The 20,520-nt window shown below is 72.3% G+C and carries 20 protein-coding genes; 11 read left to right on the top strand and 9 right to left on the bottom strand.

Translation table 11 applies throughout. The features are described 5' to 3' along the window. Window positions 1-72: 72 nt before the first annotated feature. The 3 genes from ACYQ8Q_RS39955 to ACYQ8Q_RS39945 form a co-directional block, all read right to left on the bottom strand. Window positions 73-2,208 carry a putative bifunctional diguanylate cyclase/phosphodiesterase gene (locus tag ACYQ8Q_RS39955; protein WP_460071698.1) on the bottom strand — a complete coding sequence of 712 codons (2,136 nt, stop codon included), beginning with the start codon at window positions 2,206-2,208 and terminating at the stop codon, window positions 73-75. Further along, window positions 2,205-3,017 (bottom strand): SAM-dependent methyltransferase, encoded by an 813-nt coding sequence (locus ACYQ8Q_RS39950; RefSeq protein WP_460071696.1) that lies wholly within the window; start codon window positions 3,015-3,017, stop codon window positions 2,205-2,207. Before ACYQ8Q_RS39950 ends, ACYQ8Q_RS39955 begins: the two co-directional genes overlap by 4 nt. Window positions 3,018-3,291: 274 nt before the next feature. Then, window positions 3,292-4,269, bottom strand: a complete 978-nt coding sequence (locus tag ACYQ8Q_RS39945) for an SCO0930 family lipoprotein (protein ID WP_460071694.1) — start codon at window positions 4,267-4,269, stop codon at window positions 3,292-3,294. A gap of 811 nt (window positions 4,270-5,080) precedes the next feature. On the opposite strand from ACYQ8Q_RS39945, the gene ACYQ8Q_RS39940 reads away from it, so the two are divergent. The 3 genes from ACYQ8Q_RS39940 to ACYQ8Q_RS39930 all read left to right on the top strand — a co-directional run bounded on the left by ACYQ8Q_RS39940 (window position 5,081) and on the right by ACYQ8Q_RS39930 (window position 6,739). Continuing rightward, on the top strand, window positions 5,081-5,209 hold the full coding sequence (locus tag ACYQ8Q_RS39940; RefSeq protein ID WP_460071692.1) for a hypothetical protein: 129 nt from the start codon (window positions 5,081-5,083) through the stop codon (window positions 5,207-5,209). Window positions 5,210-5,230: 21 nt separating this feature from the next. Beyond that, on the top strand, window positions 5,231-5,995 hold the full coding sequence (locus ACYQ8Q_RS39935; RefSeq protein WP_460071690.1) for a bestrophin-like domain: 765 nt from the start codon (window positions 5,231-5,233) through the stop codon (window positions 5,993-5,995). A 213-nt stretch (window positions 5,996-6,208) separates the two neighbouring features. Continuing rightward, complete coding sequence (locus tag ACYQ8Q_RS39930) at window positions 6,209-6,739, top strand: hypothetical protein (RefSeq protein WP_460071689.1); 531 nt, start codon at window positions 6,209-6,211, stop codon at window positions 6,737-6,739. A gap of 75 nt (window positions 6,740-6,814) precedes the next feature. On the opposite strand, the gene ACYQ8Q_RS39925 is transcribed toward ACYQ8Q_RS39930, so the two are convergent. Beyond that, window positions 6,815-7,330 (bottom strand): hypothetical protein, encoded by a 516-nt coding sequence (locus ACYQ8Q_RS39925; RefSeq protein WP_460071687.1) that lies wholly within the window; start codon window positions 7,328-7,330, stop codon window positions 6,815-6,817. A 335-nt stretch (window positions 7,331-7,665) separates the two neighbouring features. On the opposite strand from ACYQ8Q_RS39925, the gene ACYQ8Q_RS39920 reads away from it, so the two are divergent. After that, window positions 7,666-8,337: a class F sortase gene (locus ACYQ8Q_RS39920; RefSeq protein WP_460071686.1), complete on the top strand. Its 672-nt coding sequence runs from the start codon at window positions 7,666-7,668 to the stop codon at window positions 8,335-8,337. 28 nt (window positions 8,338-8,365) lie between these two features. Here the strand turns inward: ACYQ8Q_RS39920 and ACYQ8Q_RS39915 are convergent, their stop codons facing one another. Then, on the bottom strand, window positions 8,366-9,205 hold the full coding sequence (locus ACYQ8Q_RS39915) for a polysaccharide deacetylase family protein (RefSeq protein ID WP_460071685.1): 840 nt from the start codon (window positions 9,203-9,205) through the stop codon (window positions 8,366-8,368). Window positions 9,206-9,363: 158 nt separating this feature from the next. Between ACYQ8Q_RS39915 and ACYQ8Q_RS39910 the strand changes: the two genes are divergently transcribed. Further along, on the top strand, window positions 9,364-9,849 hold the full coding sequence (locus ACYQ8Q_RS39910) for a universal stress protein (RefSeq protein ID WP_460071684.1): 486 nt from the start codon (window positions 9,364-9,366) through the stop codon (window positions 9,847-9,849). A 9-nt stretch (window positions 9,850-9,858) separates the two neighbouring features. Here ACYQ8Q_RS39910 and ACYQ8Q_RS39905 read toward each other — a convergent pair whose 3' ends face one another. Further along, the gene (locus ACYQ8Q_RS39905) at window positions 9,859-10,674 is read right to left on the bottom strand and encodes an alpha/beta fold hydrolase (RefSeq protein ID WP_460071682.1); all 816 of its coding nucleotides are present in this window, start codon (window positions 10,672-10,674) and stop codon (window positions 9,859-9,861) included. A 74-nt stretch (window positions 10,675-10,748) separates the two neighbouring features. On the opposite strand from ACYQ8Q_RS39905, the gene ACYQ8Q_RS39900 reads away from it, so the two are divergent. Continuing rightward, a complete protein-coding gene (locus tag ACYQ8Q_RS39900; protein ID WP_460071680.1) occupies window positions 10,749-11,219 on the top strand; it encodes a MarR family winged helix-turn-helix transcriptional regulator in 471 nt (156 codons plus the stop codon). Window positions 11,220-11,256: 37 nt separating this feature from the next. Here ACYQ8Q_RS39900 and ACYQ8Q_RS39895 read toward each other — a convergent pair whose 3' ends face one another. Further along, a complete protein-coding gene (locus tag ACYQ8Q_RS39895; protein WP_460071679.1) occupies window positions 11,257-12,414 on the bottom strand; it encodes a CapA family protein in 1,158 nt (385 codons plus the stop codon). Between the two features lie 211 nt (window positions 12,415-12,625). On the opposite strand from ACYQ8Q_RS39895, the gene ACYQ8Q_RS39890 reads away from it, so the two are divergent. The 5 genes from ACYQ8Q_RS39890 to ACYQ8Q_RS39870 all read left to right on the top strand — a co-directional run bounded on the left by ACYQ8Q_RS39890 (window position 12,626) and on the right by ACYQ8Q_RS39870 (window position 17,494). Continuing rightward, a complete protein-coding gene (locus ACYQ8Q_RS39890; protein WP_460071678.1) occupies window positions 12,626-13,174 on the top strand; it encodes a sigma-70 family RNA polymerase sigma factor in 549 nt (182 codons plus the stop codon). 157 nt (window positions 13,175-13,331) lie between these two features. Continuing rightward, complete coding sequence (locus ACYQ8Q_RS39885) at window positions 13,332-13,847, top strand: hypothetical protein (RefSeq protein ID WP_460071676.1); 516 nt, start codon at window positions 13,332-13,334, stop codon at window positions 13,845-13,847. A 140-nt stretch (window positions 13,848-13,987) separates the two neighbouring features. Beyond that, window positions 13,988-14,644: a zf-HC2 domain-containing protein gene (locus ACYQ8Q_RS39880; RefSeq protein WP_460071675.1), complete on the top strand. Its 657-nt coding sequence runs from the start codon at window positions 13,988-13,990 to the stop codon at window positions 14,642-14,644. Window positions 14,645-14,848: 204 nt separating this feature from the next. Further along, entirely contained in the window at window positions 14,849-15,238 is a 390-nt protein-coding gene (locus ACYQ8Q_RS39875) for a hypothetical protein (RefSeq protein WP_460071673.1), read from the top strand. A gap of 3 nt (window positions 15,239-15,241) precedes the next feature. Further along, window positions 15,242-17,494 carry a caspase, EACC1-associated type gene (locus tag ACYQ8Q_RS39870; protein ID WP_460071672.1) on the top strand — a complete coding sequence of 751 codons (2,253 nt, stop codon included), beginning with the start codon at window positions 15,242-15,244 and terminating at the stop codon, window positions 17,492-17,494. A 42-nt stretch (window positions 17,495-17,536) separates the two neighbouring features. Here the strand turns inward: ACYQ8Q_RS39870 and ACYQ8Q_RS39865 are convergent, their stop codons facing one another. Beyond that, a complete protein-coding gene (locus tag ACYQ8Q_RS39865) occupies window positions 17,537-18,400 on the bottom strand; it encodes an Fpg/Nei family DNA glycosylase (protein ID WP_460071670.1) in 864 nt (287 codons plus the stop codon). Window positions 18,401-18,421: 21 nt separating this feature from the next. Further along, complete coding sequence (locus ACYQ8Q_RS39860; RefSeq protein WP_460071668.1) at window positions 18,422-20,509, bottom strand: SpoIIE family protein phosphatase; 2,088 nt, start codon at window positions 20,507-20,509, stop codon at window positions 18,422-18,424. Between the last annotated feature and the right edge of the window lie 11 nt (window positions 20,510-20,520).

The raw sequence follows: 20,520 nt of genomic DNA, 5'->3' as shown, positions 1-20,520 counted from the left end.
GCGACCCCGACGGGGGACGGGAACGCCTCGGCGGCGGTGTCCCGGGCCCGGTCGGGGTCGGTGCCCGGGGGGTCAGCCCGTCGCGTCTGCCAGGGCCAGTTCGTGGAGGCGTTCCGGTGGGCCCGGGCGGGCGTAGTACCAGCCCTGGGCGGTGTCGCAGCCGAGTATGCGCAGTTGTTCGGCCTGGGCGCCGGTCTCCACGCCCTCGACGGTGACCGCGAGGTCGAGGCTGTGGGCGAGCGAGACGATGCCCTCGACGATCTTGAGGTCGACGGGGTCGGCCGGGAACTGCTGCATGCCCTGGGTGAAGGAGCGGTCCAGCTTGAGCACGCTCACCGGCAGCCGGCGCAGGTTGGCGAGGTTGGAGTAGCCGGTGCCGAAGTCGTCCAGGGCGATGTCGATGCCCATCTCGGCCAGCCTGCGCAGCGGTTTGAGCAGGTCGTCGTCGGCCCCGATCAGCGCGGACTCGGTGACCTCCAGGCACAGGGCCTGTGGTTCGATGCCCGTGCGTTCCAGGATGTCGACCGTGTCCTGCACCAGCCCGGGATGGGTGAGCTGGCACGGCGAGAGGTTGACGTTGATGCGCACCGGGTCGGTGTCCCCGTCCCGTTCCCGCCAGGCGCGGGCCTGCCGTACGGACTGTTCCAGGACCCAGCGGCCGAGCGGCACGATCAGCCCGGTGTGCTCGGCGAGCGGGATGAACCGGTCGGGGCCGAGCACCCCGTGCTGCGGGTGCAGCCAGCGGACGAGGGCCTCCGCGCCGCGGACACTGCCGTCGCCGAGGTGGACCAGAGGCTGGTACTCGATGAAGAACTCGCCGCGCTCCAGGGCGGCCGGCAGCGCGGTGGTGAGCCCGTGGCGGGTGATCGCGCGGGCGTCGGCCTCCGGGTCGGCGAGCTCGAAGCGGTTGCCGCCCGCCGACTTGGCCCGGTACATGGTGATGTCGGCGCTGCGCAGCACCTCCGCCGCGTTGTGCTCCCCCGCCCGCCCCTCCACGATGCCGATGCTGCCCCGCACGGTCAGCTCCCGGCCGTCGATGCGCACCGGTGCGACCAGGGCGTTCTGGATCCGCGTGGCGAGTTCATCGACCTCGCCTCGGGTCTCGGTGCCGGTGGTCAGCGCCACGAACTCGTCGCCGCCGAGGCGGGCCACCATCTCTCCGGGCGCGGTCGCGCAGGACTGGAGCCGGTCGGCGACCTCGACGAGCAGCTGGTCACCGGCCGCGTGACCGAGGCTGTCGTTGATGGTCTTGAAGCCGTCCAGGTCGAGGTAGCACAGCCCGAAGCCCTGCTTCTCGCCCGCGCCCAGCACCTTCTCCAGGCGTTCGAAGAACAGCGTGCGGTTGGGCAGACCCGTGAGGGCGTCGTGGGTGGCCTCGTAGCGCAGCCGCAGGTTGAGCAGCCGGCGCTCGGTGGTGTCCTCCATCAGGGCCAGCTGGTACTGCGGTTCGCCGTCGGCGTCCCGCAGCAGGGACACCGTGAGGTTGGTCCACAGGACCGTCCCGTCGGGGCGGTAGAACGCCTTTTCCAGGTGGTAGTGCTCGCGGTCGCCGCGGACGAGCTCGTCGTAGAGCCGCCAGGTCTGCGGGGCGTCCTCGGGGTGCGTCCACTCCCTGACGTTACGGCCGTGCATGGTCTGCTCGGAGATGCCGAACATGCGCAGCAGCGCGCCGTTGACCTGGAGGATGTTGCCGTCGAGGTCGGCCATGCCGATCCCTATCGCGGCGCCCTCGAAGACCGCGCGGAAGCGGGCCTCGCTCGCGTGCAGCGCCTGCGCCACCACGCCCTGGGCCTGGAGCGCGGCCCGGGCGATGGCCTCCTGCTCGGCGAGCGTGCGCTCGCGCAGGGCCTGCGCGTACCCGGCGGCCATGGCGTGCTGGAGCCGGGAGGCCCGGGTGCGCAGCTCCTCCTGGGGGCCGTCCTCACCGCAGTAGAGCACCAGATAGGCGTCGACGCAGTCGAGGGCGCGGCTGAGCGCCTCGGGGTCGGTGCAGTGCGCCTCGACGAGGGCCGCGCCGACCGCTCTGCCGGTGTCCGCGTCGAAGGTCCTCGCCAGCAGTGCCTCCCGCAACCGCCGGGCCGACGGGAGGAGTTGTTCCTCGAACTCCGGCCGGGTCAGCGACGTCGACGTCACCGGGAACACGGCCCGGCTCCAGATCGTCGCGAACCGGCGCAGTCTGTCCTCCGGCCCGTCCGGCGCGGCGGTCACGCGGTACGCCCCACGCCGGCGAACCCGCAGAACGCGTACGGATCCTCGTCCTGAGGGTCCGTCTCCGGCCGCCAGCGTGGCATCGGCACCAGTCCCGGTTCCACCATGTCGTATCCCTCGAAGAACCGCGCGACCTCGTCACGCGTGCGCATGATCAACGGGAGGCGGATGTCCTTGTACACGTCCACCATCGCCTCGGTCTGTTCCCGGGCCACCGGCATTCCCTCGTACGAGGCATGGGTGAGGACGAGCACACTGCCGGGCGCCAGCGCCTCGGTCAGCTCGGCCACCGCCGCGTACGGGTCGTCCGCGTCCTCCACGAAGTGCAGTATCGCAACCAGCAGCAGCGCCACCGGCCGGTCCAGGTCGATCAGACTCCGCACCTCGGTACTGCCCAGGATCTCCTGCGGCTTGCGCAGATCGGCGGCGACCACGCCCGCGTCCCCGTTGCCCTCCAGGACGGCCTGGCTGTGCGACACGGCCACCGGGTCGTGGTCGACGTAGACGACCCGGGCGCCGGGGCTCGCGGCCTGGGCCACCTCGTGGACGTTGCCGAAGGTGGGTATGCCCGAGCCGACGTCGAGGAACTGGGTGATGCCCTCGCCCGCCGCCCAGCGCACCGCGCGCCGCATGAACGCCCGGTTGGCCTGCATGATCTTCGGCAGCCCGGGGGTGAACTCCATGGCCTTGCGGGCCGCCTCCCGGTCGACCTCGAAGTTGTGCGAACCGCCGAGGAAGTAGTCGTAGATCCGCGAGACGCTCGGCACCGAGATGTCGATGCTCCGAGGGGCCCAGGCGGGACGCTCCATCTCTCTCTCCAAGGCGTAGGCGATCCGGTGTTCGAGCTGAGGCTACTGATCGCCCGCCAAAGGGGCGAGTGGAAACGGAAATTGACCGTCCGTTCCCGGTCACTGCCTGCGGCACGTGCCGGATGGGCCGCTTGAAGGGCGGCGAAAGTCTACGCATAGGCGGCAGGAACGGGGAAACGGCGATCCGCCCCCTCCGTGCGGCGTGGAGGGGGCGGACCTGTGGTCGGACGCGCTGGTTCAGCAGGTGCGGGGATCAGCCCTGGGGAGGTGATCTCTACTGCTTGGGCGCACCGACCAGTTCTCCCTTCGGGGACACGGCGTACCAGGTGCCGCCGACGCCCTGACCGTTGATGTCGCCGGGGGACTTGTCACCGGAGAAGGTGTAGATCGGGAAGCAGTTGATGGTCTGCTGCTTGTCGCCGTCGGACCGGGTGAAGTTCATGTAGCCCTTCTCCTGGATCCCCTTGGTCTGGGAGAAGTCGACCGGGTCGACGATGGGCCACTTGTCACGGCAGGCGTCGTTGCAGTTCGACACCGGCTTGGGCCACGCCTTGTCGTTGATGAAGCGGTAGACCGTCATGCCGTTCTTGTCGACGACGATCTTGCCGAGGTTGGGGTCGTTGCGGACGGAGAGACCCGCCGACGCCGACGCCGAGTCCGCCTTGGCCTTCTTGCCGTCGGGGGCCAGCGCGAACCACTTGTTGCCCACGCCCTGGCCGGTGGTGTCACCGGCGTTGGCGTCCTTGGCGTAGTAGTACGCGGGCCAGCCGTCGACGGTGAGCTGCTTGGTGCCGTCGGAGCGGGTGACCTCGCCGAGCAGCGACTTGTCGATGCCGTCGCCCGCGGAGACGTCGTCGGCGGAGACCGGCGGCCAGGTGGTGGCGCAGTCGCCGTCACAGTTCGACTTCGGCGGCTCGGCGGTGTCCGCGTCGAAGCGGTAGAGGGTCATCCCCTTCGAGTCGGTCAGGATATTGCCGAGTTCGGCATTGGTGCTGATCGCCAGCTCGCCCGCGGCCTCGCCCTGGGCACCGGCACCGGCCGCGCCGGTCGCGCTCGCACTCGCCGAGGCACCCGTACCGGCTCCGACGCCGCCGATGCCGCTGCCAACACCGGCGATACCGCCGGCCTGGGCCGTCGCGCCCACGTTCTGGCTGGACGCGGACGTGCCGCTTTCCTGACCGCACGCCGTCGTCAGCACCAGAACGCCCACAGCGCTCGCCACGAGTGAGGCGCTCCGCCAGGAGGTCTTCATCGTCAACAACTCCCCGATAGTCCTAAGGGTGTTCGCAGCGCCCTGCTGCGCCGCCGCACGGCACTGGGTACGCATGGCGGCGGTCGTTGTGTTCAAACGCGGCACAAAAATCTTTCCGAGGCCTGTGCCCCGGGGGGTCCGGGGGCCCCTTCGCGCCAGGCGTGGGCCCGGCCCCGGGGTCGTACAGCTGTACCCGAAGGGGACGCGCGCCCCCGCACCGGCGAAACCTCGGGGCGCGGACTTCCCTCGTTCGGGGCAATCGGGGCCATCGGGCGCGTAGGGGGACGCGGCGGACCGCATGATCTCGGTCGTGCATGGACCCGAACCGACCCGATCCGCCCTCGTCACCCGGGCGTTGTCCCTGATGGCGGCGGCCTGGATCCTCGCGGCCGCGCCGGCCGGGACGGCCGCGGCCGACGCGTGCGCGTACGCCTCCACGGGCCAGGGCGGCACCTCGGCGGTGGCAGTGGCGGGAGGGCGGGCCCAAGCCTGGCCGACGCCACCGACGTCACCGGACTTCCCGGACTCACCGGACTTCCCGAAGGCACCGAAGTTCCCGAAGCCCGTGCTGCCCACGACCTGCCAGGTCCCGACGCCCCCGCCGCCTCCGCCCCCGCCGCCGAAGCCCACCCCGCCGCCGAAACCGACGCTCAGGCCCGCCCCGCCCCCGAAGCCGAGCCTCAGGCCGAGACCCGCGCCGACGCCCCCGCCGCCCGCACCCGCGGCGCCTCCGCCCCGGCCGGCCGCCACACCGAGGCCGACGCCGAAACCGACACCGCCGAAGCCCCGTCCGCGGCCGTCGGTGACCCCCGTGACCTACCCGGAGTACCACTCCAAGCCACGCCCCCGACCGGCCGGTGAGCGCACCCCTCCGGTCACCTACGTCCTGCTCATCACCGTGCCCGCGCTGGCCGCCGTCGCCGCGCTGCGGCCCCGCTAGCGCCGATCCAGGAGGCATGTCTTGCCGGAATGGCTTGTTCTCACCCTCGCGATGCTGGCCGCCTGCGTGGTCGTCGTCGCCGTGACCTTTCTGCGGCACCGCTCGGCCGCCGAGGACGAGGACCCGTCCGAGACCCCGGACGTCATCGAGTACATGACGATGTGGATCGGCGTGGTGTACGCCATCGTCCTGGGCCTGGCCATCGCCGGGGTCTGGGACGCGCGGGGCGGCGCCGAGGACCACGTCCAGGCCGAGGCCCAGGCGCTGCACGAGATCTCGGAGCGGGTGCGGGTGTACCCGCCCGAGGTCCGCGACCGGATCCGGGCGGACGTCGACGCCTACGTCGGACACGTCGTCACCACGGAGTGGAAGACGATGGCCGACAAGGGCGAGGTGACCGAGCGCGGGGACGAGCTCCTGCACAAGGTCCGGGTCGACGTCACCGACTACCGGCCCGCCGACGACTTCCAGGCACAGGCCTACCAGCCCGTCCTGGACCAGATGGCCGCCGCGGACCAGGCGCGCAACGCCCGGGCCGGCGCGACCGGGGCGACCATGCCCGGAGTGGTGTGGTTCGGGCTGCTGGCGGGCGGGATCATCACCATCGGCATGGTCTTCGCGCTCCAGATCAGGCGGACGCCCCGGGAGCTGATCCTGGCCGGGCTGTTCTCCGCCCTGATCGCCTTCCTGCTCTTCCTCATCTGGGACTTCGACGCCCCCTACAGCCGGGGCATCGCGGCCTCCGCCGAACCCTTCCTGCACCTGTTCCCGAACGCCGGCGGCTGACGCACCGCCGGGGGGACGGATCGGGCCGCCACGCCGGGGCCGTCCCCCACTCGCGGGAGCGGTTGTCCCCTGGGCGGCCCACATCCGTGCCCCATTCGCGCTACTGCGATCGCGCGGGCGCACACCCGTTCCTAGCGTTTCGGTCATCGAGGTGCATTCACGGCACGAGCGGAACAGGTCCGCCGCGGCTCCTCGAAGACCGGAGGAACCACCATGCGCGCGATACGCGTCGCCTCGGCCGCCCTGCTGGGCATGACCGCCCTGACCCTCACCGCCCCGGTGGCCGTCGCGAGCGACGACGGCCACTACGTCATGTCCGAGGGGTACCGGGTGCTGCCCTCCACCGTCGCGGCGGGCGGCCAGGTGACGCTGCTGGTGGACCGGGAGGTCAGCGGCTGCAAGGGCTCGGTGACGGTCACCTCGGGCGTGTTCGACGCGGTCACCGTCCCTCGGGGGTCCTCCTCGGCGGTGACGCTGGTGGACCGGGACGCGAGGCCCGGGGCGGTGTACCGGGTGACGTTCACCTGCGGCGGTCTGAGCGCTGTCAAGGAGCTGACCGTCGCCGCCGGTCACGGGCCCCTTCCGACGCCCTTCCCGCTGCCCCACGGCGTCCAGGCCGGCGAGGGTGGCACCGTGGCCGGATTCGACCTGAAGCAGATCGCACTGGGGGCCGCGCTGATCGCGGGCTCGGTCGGGATGGCGTACCACCTCGCGCGCCGCCGCAGGGGCGCGGACACGGCCTGACGGCACCGCCCGGGTGGGCGGTGCCGTCAGGGACCCTGTGCGCCGTGGCGGGTGAGCGCGCCTCGGATACGGCGTTCAGGTACGGCGTTCGGCCCGGCGGCGCATCCAGAACAGCCCGCCGCCGGCCACCGCGGCGGCGACCAGCCCGCCGCCGATGGCGATGTCGGTGGGGGTGGCGCCGGTGGAGCTGCTGCCGCCGAGACCGCCGCGGACACCGCCGAGCACGGTGAAGGCGCGCGGGCTGACCAGGGTGCGGCCGGAGCAGGTCACGGTGAGGTCGTAGCTGCCGGGGCGGGCGTTGTTGCTGATGGTCGCGGTGCCCCGGGCGCTCTGGTTGGTGCCGCTGATCGCGGTGAGGGTGGCGGTCCCGAAGGCGTCCGAGGTCATGGTGCCGCCCTGCGGGCAGCCGTCGACGGTGACCGTGATCTGGCCGCCCCGGGCGATCACGCTGGGCTGCACGACGATGTTGCTGGGGCTGATGTTCATGCCGTCGCGCGCGACGGCCACGGGGGCGGCGAGGCCCAGGGCGGCGACCGCGGCGGCCGAGACCGCCGAGGCCGTCGAGACTCTCCGAAGACTTGTGGTGCGCATGTGATCCTCCGCGGAAGGCGCCCCGGGTCCCGTCCCCGGTCTGTCGGCGAGAGAACGCCTCCCGGAACGACCCTCAGATGCCGTGCACGCGCCCGCATTTCGGGAATGGTCCGTCCTGGTGAGCGGACACGCCGGGGGAAAAGCGCGTGATCACCCATCGCCGCAGGTCACGGACCGTCAGAAAAATCCTCCGGGCGGCGACTCGGATGGCGCACCGAACGGCGCGCCCGCCACCCGTTCGCCCGTGAGCCGTCGCCGGTTGCCGGTACCGGACTTAGCGTTCTGATATGCGCGAAAGGGACGCGGCGACGGCCGTGTCGAAAGGGGATTGCCGCATGTCCGGTTACGACCTGTCCGAGCGGGCGGAAGAGGAGGAGCGGCAGCGCAAGCGTGCCCCCTGGGGAGTGATAGCGCTGGTGCTGCTCACCGGTCTCGCGCTCATCCGCAACGGTTCGGGGGAGTTCGACATCGGTCCGCCGCAGCCCGCCGCGGCGGCGGCTCCGGACAGCCGCGCCTCGGCCGGGGCCTTCGGCCGGGCCCCGGCCGCGCTGGCGTTCGCCCAGCCGGACCGGGTGACGATCCCCGCCATCTCGGTGAACGCCCCGGTGATGCCGGTCGGGCTGGACGCGGACGGCTGGGTGGGGGCGCCGCCGCCGGAGGACCCCAATCTGGCGGGCTGGTTCACCGGGGGTGTGTCGCCCGGTGAGAAGGGCACGGCCGTCGTGGTCGGCCATGTCGACAACAAGCTGGGCCCGGCCGTGTTCTACGGACTCGGCGCGCTGAAGAAGGGCAATCGCGTCGAGGTGACACGGCAGGACGGCAGGACGGCGGTCTTCGAGATCTACGGCATCGAGGTCTTCGCGAAGAACAACTTCCCCGGCGACCGTGTCTACGCCTCCAAGGGCGCCCCCGAACTGCGGGTCATCACCTGCGGGGGCGGCTTCTCGAAGGCGAACGGGTACGACGGGAACGTCGTCGCCTTCGCCCGCCTGGTCGAGGTCCGCTGAGCGGCCCGGGCCGGGCGGGCGGCCCGGTTCAGGTGTGCTGCCGCCGGGGGACGGTGATCTGGTAGCCGGAGTCCAGCAGCTGGGGAAGATAGCGGCGCAGGGCCTTGACGCTCTGGGAGCGGTCGCCGCCGGCGTCGTGCGAGAGGATCACGACGCCGGGGCCCGCGCCCTCCCTGACCCGGTCGACGATGCGGCGGGTGCCGGGGGTGGTCCAGTCGAGGGTGTCGACGGTCCAGGCGAGGGGTTCCATGCCGAGTTCGGAGCCCAGTTGGAAGGCGGCGCGGTTCCAGGCGCCGTAGGGGGCGCGGAACCAGCGGGGGAGCTCTCCGTAGCCGGTCTCGATGACCTCGCTGGTGCGGGTCATCTCGGAGCGGATCCGGCGGCGGGAGAGTGTGGTGAGCAGCGGGTGGGACCAGGTGTGGTTGCCCACGACATGGCCCTCGTCGGCCATCCGGGCCAGCAGGTCCTGGTGGTCGACGGCCATCTCCCCGCACACGAAGAACATCGCGCGGACGTCGTAGCGGGCGAGGGTGTCGAGGATCTGCGGCGTGTAGCGGGGGTCGGGGCCGTCGTCGAAGGTCAGCACCATGCTGCGGCCGCGCCCGGACAGGCTCATCAGCGGTTCGCTGCGCACCGGGACCCGGTCGGGGGCGGCGCTCGGGGGGCCGTACCCGGTGAGGGGCTGGAGGCGGTAGGCGGAGGCCTTCATCGCGGGGCGGGCCGGGGCGCCCGCGGCGGGGCCCGCGGGGTCGCCGGCCGGTTCGTCGTCTCCCGTGGCGAGCAGTCCGGCGGCTCCGGCCGCCCCGGCCGCGGCGGTGGCGCCGACGAGCAGGATCCGGCGCCGGGTGAACAACTGATCCTTCTTCATGCAGTCATCAGTCGCCCGTCCGGCCCCCCGCGCACCGCACCGGTCACACGATTCCACCCTCCGGCGCAGCGCCGGTCGGTCGCGGGGCGTCGCGATGCCCGAAGCCCTCGGGTGCCCGCGGAGCCGGGGGTTGCGGTGGCTTCCGATAGCCTCGGGCCGTGACGGAACAGCATGCGCAGCAGCCTTCGCGGGAGCCCTCGCAGCGGTTCGAGCGGGGCACGGACGGCCCCAAGGTCGTCCTGGTGGGGGTCGACGGTTCGGACTCCTCCCTGCGGGCCGCGGCCTACGCGGGAGGTCTGGCCCGCCGCCAGCACGCGCTGCTCGCCGTGGTGTACGTGCAGCCGGTGATGGCGGCGGGGACGGCCTTCGGGGTGCCGGTCGCGGAGACGACCGGGCAGATCGCCGAGGACCTGGTCGCGCAGATCCGGGAGTCCGCCGAGCGGGTGCGAGGGACATTCGACGTGCGCTGGGAGTTTCACACCTTCCACGGCGACCCGTACACGGGTCTGGTGCGGGCCGCGGACGAGCTGAAGGCCGACGCGGTGGTGGTGGGCGCCTCCGAACAGGCCGGGCACCGGATCGTGGGATCGGTCGCGGTGCGGCTGGTGAAGGCCGGGCGGTGGCCGGTCACCGTGGTGCCGTAGCGGTGCGGCTCAGAGGGACTTCAGGAAGGTCCTGATCGCCGCGGTGAACTCCGCCGGCTTCTCCATGTTCAGGTAGTGCCCCGTGCCGTCGATGAGTTCGGCGCGCCCGTGCCGGACCTCGTCGGCCAGCCGCTGTGCCGAGGCGATCACGTCGGGGGTGTCGAGGGCTCCGTTCAGGGTGAGGAGCGGGACGTCGATCTCCGGTACGCGGGACCAGGTGTCGGTCACCGGCTCGAGCCAGTCCTTCTCACCGGGCGTGTGCTTGGAGAGGGTGCGGACGGCCATCTCGCGCAGTCGGCGCGGGATGGCCGGGTCGATGTCGTCGAGCGTGCGGTGGGGGCCGGGCACATAGGAGAGGAAGGCCTTCAGCCAGCCTTCGAGGTCCCCGGTCGCGAGGGTGCGGGCGATCTCGGTCTGGATCTCCCGGTGCCAGGGGTCGGAGTCCTGGAAGTCGCTGGTCGAGGCGCCGCAGACGACGGCGGCCCGGACGAGTTCAGGGTGTTCCAGCAAGGTGTCGCTGACGATGCGACCGCCCATCGAGACACCGACGAGCACGGCGGGGCCCGCGTCGAGGTGGCGGAGCAGTCCGGCGACGTCGTCGGCCCAGCGGAACGGCTCGGTCGCGTTGGCGGAGGCGCCGTGGCCGCGTACGTCGGCCGCGATCACCCGGTGGGTCTCGGCGAGGGCGGGGATGTGGGCGTCGTAGACGTGGTGGTCGACGAATCCCGAGTGGAGGAGGACGACGAGGTCCCCGGCGCCCGCCTCGTGGTAGGCGAGGTCGCCGTCGGAGGAGGTGAAGTACTTCGGTTCCGCAGCAGCAGTCATGACAACCAAGGTGTCATCTTCTCGAGATTTTGACAACCTGGTTGTCATGTCGTCCCTGCGTGCATGATGGGAGCGTGAACGACACTCCGCTCCCGCCCGATGAACTCGGCCACCGCCTCACCGAGGTCTTCGACCTCGTCGGACCGCTCTACCGGCGCGCCCTGCGCAAGGTGGAGCAGGGCGAGGCGGTGGAGGGGGCGTCCGTGGGAGTGCGCTCGGTGCTGGACCTGCTGCGCCAGAAGGGGGACATGACCGTCCCGCAGATGGCCCGCGTCATGGCGCTCAGCCGGCAGTTCGTCCAGCGCATGGTCAACGACGCGGCGGAGCGGGGGTGGGTGGAGAGCGTCCCGAACCCCGCGCACCAGCGCTCGTCCCTGATCCGGCTCACCGAGGAGGGCCACCGGCTCGTCACCCTCGTCCTCGGCCGCGAGCACATGCTGAACCGCCAGGTGGGCGGGGACCTCACCGCGGCCGAGGTGCAGACCTGTGTGCGGGTGCTGCGGGAGATGCTGAAGACCTTCGACCACGTCGACGTCGAGGACTGACGCCGGCCGCCGCCGCGGGCGACGCCCCCTACTCCCCCTACTCCCCCATCACCAGCCCGTCCTTGGCCGCGCCCCGGCTGAGGACGACGTCCCGGATCCGGTCGCGCACGCCCTGGACCCCGGCGCCCTGGGCGAGCGCCTTGTTGAGGTCGACCACCCGGCCCGCGTCGACGTCGAACATCAGCGGCAGGAACTCCGCCCTGGCCACCTCCCAGCGGCCGCCGGGCTTCGCGGGCGGGGCGAAGGCGAAGCGGGCGACGGTGGACTCGTTGCCGCGCGGGTCCCCGACACCCTGGCCGTTGACCGTCTCACCGGCGATCTGGTCGCCCAGGCCGTACACGACCCAGGTGCCGTTGACCTTCTCGTACGCCTGCGGGACATGGGCGCGGGCGCCGAGGACGAGGTCGACGTCGGGGCGGCCGGCCGTACGGGAGGCGGTGAGGGCGCGGGCCAGGGCGAGTTGGCGGTCGTCCGGGGCGTCCTGCCACTCCGTGCCCCCGTGCACCGAGACGACGACCACGTCGGCGCCCGCCTTCCGGGCGGCCCGGGCGTCGGCCAGGATGCGGTGCTCGTCGGCGAGGCCGACGCTCCAGGGCTGCTCCGCGGGCACCGGGGAGTCGGTGCCGTAGGTGTAGGAGAGGTGGGCGACCTCGGCGGAGCCGGCGTGCAGCAGGGGGACCGCGCCGGCCTCGGCCTGGGAGCGGGCGGTGCCCGTGTGCCGTACCCCGGCCCCGTCGAGGGCGTCCAGGGTGCGCTGCACCCCGGCGGCACCGTCGTCGAGGCTGTGGTCGGAGGCGGTGGCGCAGCCGTCGTAGCCGGTGGCGGCGAGACCCTGGGCGATCTCGGGCGGGGACCTGAAGACGGGGGCGCCGCTGTAGAGGCCGTTCGCGCCGTACACGGTGCCCATGTGGCACAGGGCCAGATCGGCCCGGGAGACGACGGGCGCGATGTCCGCCAGCATGGGGCGGAAGTCGTAACCGGTGCCGCCCGCGTCGAACTGGGCGCGTTCGATGACCGAGCTGTGCGGCAGGATGTCGCCGGAGGCCACGAGGGTGAAGCCGCGGGCGGCGGAGGCGGCCGGCGGTCCGGGCCGCTGGGGCTGCTGCCGCTCCCGCTCATGGGCCTGGCATGCGGCGCCGGCGGCGAGGAGGGCGGTCACGGCCAGGGCCACCGCGTGCCTGCGTGCGACGATCATGGGTTACCCCCTTTCACATAGATTGTCATATTTACGCACGCCTCACTCCTAGCGCATGCCCCCGGACGGACCGCTCCGCCGCTCCCTACGGGCCGCCCGATCGGCGTAGCCCCGACCGTTCGTCGAACCGTTCGTCGACGCGATCGACCGTCCGCCGCAGAGCCGTGTCCGCGCCCTGTCCGGAACCGGTGCCTTGCGGTGCCATACGCCCATGACCGCCGGAACCGCCCTCGCCGCCACGAAGACGACCGCCGAACATGAACTCGCCGCGCTCCAGCGGGAACACGGCCGGCCGCTCTTCGCGCTGCTGCTGCGGCTCTGCGACGGCGACCGCCAGCGCGCGGAGGACCTCGTCCAGGAGACCCTCGTCCGCGCCTGGCAGCATCCCGAGGCCCTGCGCACCGACGCCTTCGACTCCGTACGGCCCTGGCTGCTCACCGTCGGCCGGCGGCTGGCGATCGACGCACGGCGGGCCCGGCAGGCGCGGCCCCCGGAGGTCGGGGACGCGGTGCTGGAGAACGCGCCGGTCTGCGGCGATCACGCCGAACGGGCCGCCGCGGCCCTCGATGTACGCGAGGCCGTGAAGACACTCACTCCCGAACACCGTGAAGTCCTGGTGCTCGTGTACTTCCAGGGGGCCAGTGTGGCGGAGGCCGCCGAAGCCCTCGGCATCCCTGCCGGTACCGTGAAGTCCCGCGCGTACTACGCGCTGCGCGCCCTGCGCCGGGTGCTTCCCGGATACGCGCCCGACCTGGGCTGAAACACACGGCTGAGTCAAGCCTTCGTAAAGCGCCTTGCCGAGGACCCCGGTTGAGTAATCGGGTGTCCTTATCCGTGTTCCGGCCTGGGGGCCGGCCACCGGACTCCAGGGGCCCGGCGACGGGCTGCGCGCACGCACCGGAGGAAGGCAGGAAGGGATGCAGCACAGAGGTCATCAGAGCACGGACGGCGCCGGCGGCGGCGAACTCACCGTCCCCATGGCCTGGTTGTACGCCGAGTACATCGCCGACGAACTGCTGCGGACCGGCGATCTCATGCCGCCGACGTCCTTCGAGTTCCGCGCCGGGCGCGACGCCCTGGCGCTCACCATCTTCCTGTCCGACACCGACGGCGAGCTCCCCGGCATCCGGGTCGTCACCCAACTCGAGACCTGGCTTTCGCTCACGGCGTACGACCAGCCGTGGCAGGACTGGGTCGACGAACGTATGTCCCAACTGAGGGCCGAGGCGAAGCAGTCGGACGGCCCCTCGCCCGATCTCGACCTGGCCGAGGCAGCCTGGCGCTGGCTGGAGGAGACCGAGCTGCTCGCCCCCGATCTCAACGCGGTCCCGGGCGGCACTCCGGGGGGCGGCGAGGACGAGGGACCGAAGGTCTGGACGCCCGCGTGGCAGCTCGGACTGCCCCTCGGACACCTCGCGATCCATCTTTTTTAGAATCCGACCAATCCGCGAGCCCGGCCGCTCCGAACATCTGGGTCACGATTCGGTACGCGCCTGAGTGATTCATGTGCCTGGTCCGTACCGGTGGGAGCAAGGAGTAACCCCACTGGCACTCAACGGCACGAGGTTTCGGCATGAGGTCCCTGGAGAGGCATCGCGACGTCGGCGCGTACGCGCTCGGCGTGCTGGACGAGGCGGAGGCCTTCCGCTTCGAGGACCACCTCATGGAGTGTCCTCAATGCGCGGCACAGGTCACCGAGTTCGGCCCCACCGCTCGGCAGATGATGCTCTACCGACGCGCCACCCCGCGCAGCGTGCACCCGTTCGCCGGCCCCGGGCCGCGGATGCTGGACAAGCTGCTCGCCGAGGTGGCGACCCGGCACCGGGCCGCCCGCCGTCGGGTGATGTTCGCGCTCGCGGCCTCCGTGGTGATCGCGCTCGCCGGCCCCGCGGTCGCGATGATGGCGGGCGGTGACGACGCCGAGGACGCGGTACGGGTCACGGCCACCGACGAGAAGTCGGGCGTATGGGCGCAGGTGACCATCGAGGACGAGGCCTGGGGCAGCGACATCGAGCTCAAGGTGAAGGACGGCGCGGGCCCCCGGGACTGCCGGCTGATCGCCGTCGGCCACGACGGCTCCGAGCAGACCGTCACGAGCTGGAACGTCCCGCTGCACGACGCCCGGCCCAACACCATGAAGGGCGGCACCGCCTACCACCCCGGGGAGGTCGCCCGCTACGAGCTGCGCACCGCCGAGGGCGAGCATCTGGTCACCCTGCCCGCCGACTGAGTCCGTACCGAAGTGAGTTCAGGTCACTTCGGTATCGAATTCAACCTCGTTCCCGGACAGGGATTCCCGCGATTCCCTCGATTCCCGTGATTCATGTGATTCCCATGACTCCCCCACCTTTCCCGGCAGATAAATCGCCGTGATATCGCGATTTGCCATGGCGTGCGTTTCGGCAGAAAATGTTGTCGACACGTGGAGCCACCGATGGAAAAGACTTTGCGAATCCTCCTGTCCGAGGAGGGCGCGGAGGCCGAGGACATCGCGGAACTGACCGGCTTTCTGCGCGAGGAACTGCTGCAGCTCGACGTCGACGACGTCACCACGGTCACCGGCGAGGAGGCGCTCCCGCCGGGCGCCCGCGCCGGGGACATCGCCACGATCGGAGCCCTGCTGGTCAGCCTGGGCAGCTCCGCCGCCGGACTGTCCCAGGTCGTGAACGCCATCCGGGAGTGGCGCGGCCGCTGCCGGGGCACCCGCCCCAGCCTGCGGCTGACCCTGGACGACGACCAGCTGGAGATCTCCGAGGCGACGACCGAGCAGGTGTCGGAGGCGTTCGACCTGTTCGTCAGGCGCCACTCCCCCATCGAGGCGTGAGCCATGACCACCACCCGGCATGCGCTGATCATCGCCAACGACCGGTACGACGACCAGGGCCTCGGACAATTGCGGGCACCGGCGCAGGACGCCGTGTCCCTCGCGGAAGTCCTGGGCGATCCGGAGGTCGGCGATTTCGATGTGGAAGTGTTGAGAAATGAACCGGTGGACGCCATCCGGCGTGGCATCGAGCGTTTCTTTTCCGAGGGCGGGCGCGAGGACACGCTGATGCTGCACTTCTCGTGCCACGGCCTGAAAAGCGAATCCGGATCCCTGTATTTCGCGGCCCGGGACACCGAACCCCGGCTGCTGGAGGCGACTGCGGTCTCCGCGCAGTTCGTCCGGCACTGCATGTTCCGCACCCGGGCCAGGCGGACCGTGCTGTTCCTCGACTGCTGCTACGGCGGCGCGTTCTCCCGGGGTTCGTCCTCGGTCCGTGCCGCGGGGGACGTCCATGTGCTGGAGTCGTTCGCCGGGGAGAAGCTCGGCGGCGGACGGGGCTGGGCCGTGATCACCGCCTCCAACTCCATGGAGTACGCCTTCGAGGGCGCCCAGCTCACCCGGACCGCGGCCCCGCGGCCCTCCGTGTTCACCCACGCCGTCGTGGAGGGCCTGGCCACCGGGGACGCCGACCTCGACGCGGACGGCGAGGTGTCCCTGGACGAGCTGTACGAGTACGTCTTCGACCATGTCCGGCGGCAGAGCCCGCACCAGACCCCGGGCCGCACCGTCGACATGCAGGGCGACATGTACCTCGCCCACAGCCGACGGCGGCGGATCGTGGCCAAGCCGTTGCCGCCCGCCCTGCGCAAGGCCATGGGGGCCGCCAACTTCTACACCCGGCTGGGCGCGGTGGCGGAACTGCGCGCCTGGCTGGAGAGCACCGACCTCGCCAAGGCGCTGGGCGCGTGCGATGCCCTGGAGGAACTCGTCCAGAACGACATCCGGGTGGTCTCGGACGAGGCGCGCAAGGCACTGGCCGACGTCGAACCGCGGCCCGATCCGGTGCGGATCGACTTCGGCCGGGTGCCGCAGGACTCCGAGACCCCGCACCGGCCGGTCCAGCTGCTCGGCCCGCCCCTGGCCCGCGCCTGCACCCCCCATCCCGTCGCCGAGGCGGGCGGCTGGCTACGGGCCGAGGAGTCGCCCGAGGGCCTGGACATCAGCGTCGAGACCTCCCGGGCGGGCCGGCTGAGCGGCGAGCTGCTGCTGAAGGGCGTCGTCACCGGCGAGGCGACCCTCCAGGTGGAGGCGGAGATCGTACCGGCGCCCGCCCCGCTGCCCGCCCCCGAGCCGGAACCGCCGCCGCCTGCGGCGCTGCGACGGCCTCTGGAGAAGACCCCACCTGCCGGGCCTGCCGAGGAGGAAGAGCAGGAGGCGCGGCGGGACGGGCGGAGCGGGATCCACGCGGTGCCCGGCGGGCTGCGGGAGCACACCGGAGAGGGAGGGCACCCTGCCGTTTCGGACGGCGCCGGTGAGGGCGGGACCCCGACGGACGCGGGAACCGCGGGTGGTGCCGGGCGCCCGGCCCCGCCGCGGAGCGGTACGGCGGCACGGATCCCGGGCGAGGACCGTGCGGGCCGGGACGCCGGCGGGGCCGCAGGCACGGGCGGGACCGCAGGCACGGGCGGGACCGCAGGCACAGGCGGGACCGCAGGCACAGGCGGGGCCACAGGCACGGGCGGGACCGAGGGCGCCCCGGGCCGTCCGGGCGCGGCTGCCACGCCGGTCCATGGAATCCCGCCCGTCCGTGAGCCCGCGCCGGTGCCCGCTCCCGCGGAACCCGCGACCCGGCGGACGCCCCGGCCGCGACGGGCGCCCGTGGCCGAGGCGGCGCCCCGGGCCCCGGCCGGGACCGGGGGCCGCGAGCAGGCGCGGCCCGCACAGCGGGCGCCGGTGCTCGCCGGGGTCGCACTGGTGCTGGCCGTCGCCTCGGTGGGCACCGCGGCACGGGCCGTGTACAAGGCGAAGACGGCCGTCCAGGCGCTGCACGACGTCAAGGGCGACCTCGGACAGCACATCAGTGACTCGGGGATGCTCCCCGCGCTCGTCGTCTCGCTGGTCACGGCGGCGGTGGCGCTGCTGCTGTGCGCCCTCGCCGGGCGCGACCTGACGGTCCGCCCCCGCCGCTACCCGGCGTCCACGGCGAGCACCACGACGTCCGTGGTCTGGACGGCGCGGCTGCTGGCCGTACCGGCGCTGGTCGTGGGCGTGGTCATGGCGATCGCGTACCCGATCACCAACAGCATCTGGTGAGCCGGTTCCTGGCGCCGCCCGGGTGTCACTTCGACAGCCGTGTCACTTCAGCAGCCGTGACATCCGCCGGTCGGCGAGCGGCTTGCCGCCGGTCTGACAGGTGGGGCAGTACTGGAGCGAGGAGTCGCTGAAGGAGACCTCGCGGATGGTGTCGCCGCACACCGGACAGGCCTCCCCCGTACGGCCGTGGACCCGCAGCCCGCTCTTCTTCTCGGCCTTCAGCCGCCCGGCGGCCAGCCCCCTCGACCGCTCGACCGCCTCGGTGAGGGTGGTGCGCAGGGCCTCGTACAGGGTGTGGATCTCCGGCGGGGTGAGGGAGGCGGCGAGCTTGAACGGGGACATCCGGGCCGCGTGGAGGATCTCGTCGCTGTAGGCGTTGCCGACGCCCGCGAGCAGGCTCTGGTCGCGCAACGCGCCCTTGAGCTGCCGGCGTTCACCCGTGAGGAGCCCGGCGAGGCGGGGTTCGTCGAAGCCGGCGGCGAGCGGGTCGGGGCCCAGTCGGGCGACTCCGGGGATCTGCTGCGGGTCGTGGACGACGTACACCGCGAGCCGCTTCTGGGTGCCGGCCTCGGTGAGGTCGAAGCCCTCGCCCGTCTCCAGGGCGACCCGCAGGGCGAGCGGGCCCCTGCCGGGCTTGGGCGGGCCGTCGGGGAGGCGGTCCCTCCAGTGCAGCCAGCCGGCCCGGGCGAGATGGGTGACGAGATGGAGGCCCGCGTCCGTCTCCAGGTCGAGGAACTTGCCGTACCGGTGCACGGCCGTGACCTCGTGCCCCTCGACGGCGGTGACGGGAGGGTCGTACGTCTTCAGGACGCTGACGGCGGCCGGCAGGACGCGCACGATCTCATGGCCGACGACGTGCTCCGTCAGGAAGTCCTTCAGCGCTTCGACCTCGGGAAGTTCCGGCATGGGTCCAGGGTGCCACGGAGGTCAGTCGCGCTCACGCACGACGAACTCGCACCACACGCACTTGCCGCCGCCGCGCGCCTCCACGCCCCACACGTCGGTGAGCAGGTCCACCAGGAGCAGCCCGCGTCCGGAGACCCCGTTCTCGCCCGCCTCGCGGCGGCGCGGCAGGGCGCTGGAGGAGTCCTCGACCTCCACGCGCAGCCGCCGGTCGCCGCCGCCGAGGACCCGCAGGGTGACGATCGCGGCGCCCTCGGTGTGCATGAGGGCATTGGTGATCAGTTCGTCGGCGACGAGTTCGATCTCGTCGGCGCAGTCACGGGCGCCCCAGGCGCGCACGGCGGCCCGGATCATGTGCCGGGCGGCGGTGAGGGCCTCGGGGTCGCCCGGCGCGACATGCTGCTGGAGCCGTCCGCCGGTCTGCGGGGTGTCGAGTCCGCGCCGGCGCAGCAGGAGCAGCGCCACGTCGTCGTCCCCGCCGCGCTCCTCGGCGACGTCGATGAGCTGGTCGGCGAGTCTGCGGACGTCGTCGGGGCCGGCGGCGACGAGGGCGGCGAGGCCCCGCATGCCGTCGTCGACGTCGGTGCCGGGCTGTTCGACCAGGCCGTCGGTGCACAGCAGCAGGGTGTGTCCGGGGTCGAGCTCGATGGTGCCGACCGGGTACTCGAGGCTGCCGAACTCGGCGGACAGCCCGAGCGGCAGCCCGCCGGGGACGTGGACGCGCCGGCAGGTGCCGTCGGCGGCGCGCAGCAGGGCGTCGATGTGCCCGGCGCGCACCAGTTGGACGACACCGGTGGACAGGTCGGCCTCCGCGTACAGACAGGTGGCGAAGCGGTCGGTGTCGAGTTCGTGCAGGAAGACGGAGGCGCGGGCCATGACGGTGGCCGGGGTGTGGCCCTCGGCGGCGTAGGCCTTGAGGACGATGCGGAGCTGGCCCATGACGGCGGCGGCGTGGGTGTCGTGGCCCTGGACGTCGCCGATGACGGCGCCGACCCGGCCGCCGGGCAGGGGGATCAGGTCGTACCAGTCGCCGCCGATGTCCCGGCCGTGGGTGCCGCCGATGGTGGCGGCGCGGTAGCGGACGGCGACGTCGGCGCCGGGCACGCTGGGGATGGTGCGGGGCAGCATGGCCTGCTGGAGGCCCTGGGCGATGTCCTTCTCCTGCTCGTAGAACATCGCACGCTGGAGGCTCTGGGCGATGCTGCTGCCGAGGGCGACGAGGATGTTGCGCTCCTCCTGGGTGAAGCCCTCGCGGTTGCTGTAGAGCAGGCCCATGGCGCCGATCGGGCGGGCCTGGACGATCAGCGGGAGATAGGCCGCCGAGGTGATCCTGAGGTCGGTGATGTGCGGCCACAGCACGGGATAGCCGGCCGCGAACTCCTCCGCCGACTCGATGAAGCGCGGGGTGAGCGTGCGCACCACCTCGCTCATCGGGTACGGCTCGTCGATCCGGGTGACCAGGGTGCCGGGGACGAAGCTGCCCTCGGGGCCCTCGGCGACCAGCCGGATCCGCCCGGCCTCGACCAGACCCATGACGAGGCTGGTGGCGCCGAGGTGGGTGAGGCCCTGGGTGTCCTTGAGGACGTCGATGACGTCCTGCACGGTCCGGGCGTGGGCGAGGGCGGCCGTGGTGAGCTGGACGACGTTGGTCTGCTCGCGGCGGGCGTCGTCGAGGGCGGCCGCCTCGTCACGGGCGGCGAGGTCGCTCAGCTCGTCGGTGGCGTCGCGGATGATGCCGACGATCCGGCGGGGGCGGCCGGTGCCGTCGCGGCGGATGTAGCCCTGGGTGTGGGTCCAGCGCAGGGCGCCGTCGCGCAGCCGTATCCGGAAGTAGGCGCCGTAGTTCTCGCTGCCGTCCTTGATGGCCTGGGAGACCAGTTCGTCCAGGCGTTCGCCCTCGCCGGGCGGGACGCGCACGGCGAGGGAGGCGGGGTCGCCGTCGTATTCGTCGGGCCGCAGATCGAAGATCTCATGGGCCCGGGCGTCCATGTGGAACTGCCCCGAGTCCAGGTCCCAGTCGAAGCTGCCCATGCGGTTGAGCGCCAGGATCGGATCCGGGTGGGCGGGCCAGTCGTCCGGGAGTGACAGGGCGCTCGCTCCCCGATCAACCATGGGGCCACCTT

The organism is Streptomyces sp. YKOK-I1, from assembly GCF_054660435.1.
The sequence above is the reverse complement of the archived record's forward strand: the minus strand, read 5'-3'. Positions and strand labels throughout refer to the sequence as shown.

Bases quoted from the DNA above. Each gene is read 5' to 3' on its own strand.
- ACYQ8Q_RS39950 (WP_460071696.1), bottom strand. From the start codon at position 3,017: ATGGAGCGTCCCGCCTGGGCCCCTCGGAGCATCGACATCTCGGTGCCG.
- ACYQ8Q_RS39945 (WP_460071694.1), bottom strand. From the start codon at position 4,269: ATGAAGACCTCCTGGCGGAGCGCCTCACTCGTGGCGAGCGCTGTGGGC.
- ACYQ8Q_RS39930 (WP_460071689.1), top strand. From the start codon at position 6,209: ATGCGCGCGATACGCGTCGCCTCGGCCGCCCTGCTGGGCATGACCGCC.
- ACYQ8Q_RS39925 (WP_460071687.1), bottom strand. From the start codon at position 7,330: ATGCGCACCACAAGTCTTCGGAGAGTCTCGACGGCCTCGGCGGTCTCG.
- ACYQ8Q_RS39920 (WP_460071686.1), top strand. From the start codon at position 7,666: ATGTCCGGTTACGACCTGTCCGAGCGGGCGGAAGAGGAGGAGCGGCAG.
- ACYQ8Q_RS39915 (WP_460071685.1), bottom strand. From the start codon at position 9,205: ATGAAGAAGGATCAGTTGTTCACCCGGCGCCGGATCCTGCTCGTCGGC.
- ACYQ8Q_RS39905 (WP_460071682.1), bottom strand. From the start codon at position 10,674: ATGACTGCTGCTGCGGAACCGAAGTACTTCACCTCCTCCGACGGCGAC.
- ACYQ8Q_RS39895 (WP_460071679.1), bottom strand. From the start codon at position 12,414: ATGATCGTCGCACGCAGGCACGCGGTGGCCCTGGCCGTGACCGCCCTC.
- ACYQ8Q_RS39890 (WP_460071678.1), top strand. From the start codon at position 12,626: ATGACCGCCGGAACCGCCCTCGCCGCCACGAAGACGACCGCCGAACAT.
- ACYQ8Q_RS39885 (WP_460071676.1), top strand. From the start codon at position 13,332: ATGCAGCACAGAGGTCATCAGAGCACGGACGGCGCCGGCGGCGGCGAA.
- ACYQ8Q_RS39880 (WP_460071675.1), top strand. From the start codon at position 13,988: ATGAGGTCCCTGGAGAGGCATCGCGACGTCGGCGCGTACGCGCTCGGC.
- ACYQ8Q_RS39875 (WP_460071673.1), top strand. From the start codon at position 14,849: ATGGAAAAGACTTTGCGAATCCTCCTGTCCGAGGAGGGCGCGGAGGCC.
- ACYQ8Q_RS39870 (WP_460071672.1), top strand. From the start codon at position 15,242: ATGACCACCACCCGGCATGCGCTGATCATCGCCAACGACCGGTACGAC.
- ACYQ8Q_RS39865 (WP_460071670.1), bottom strand. From the start codon at position 18,400: ATGCCGGAACTTCCCGAGGTCGAAGCGCTGAAGGACTTCCTGACGGAG.
- ACYQ8Q_RS39860 (WP_460071668.1), bottom strand. From the start codon at position 20,509: ATGGTTGATCGGGGAGCGAGCGCCCTGTCACTCCCGGACGACTGGCCC.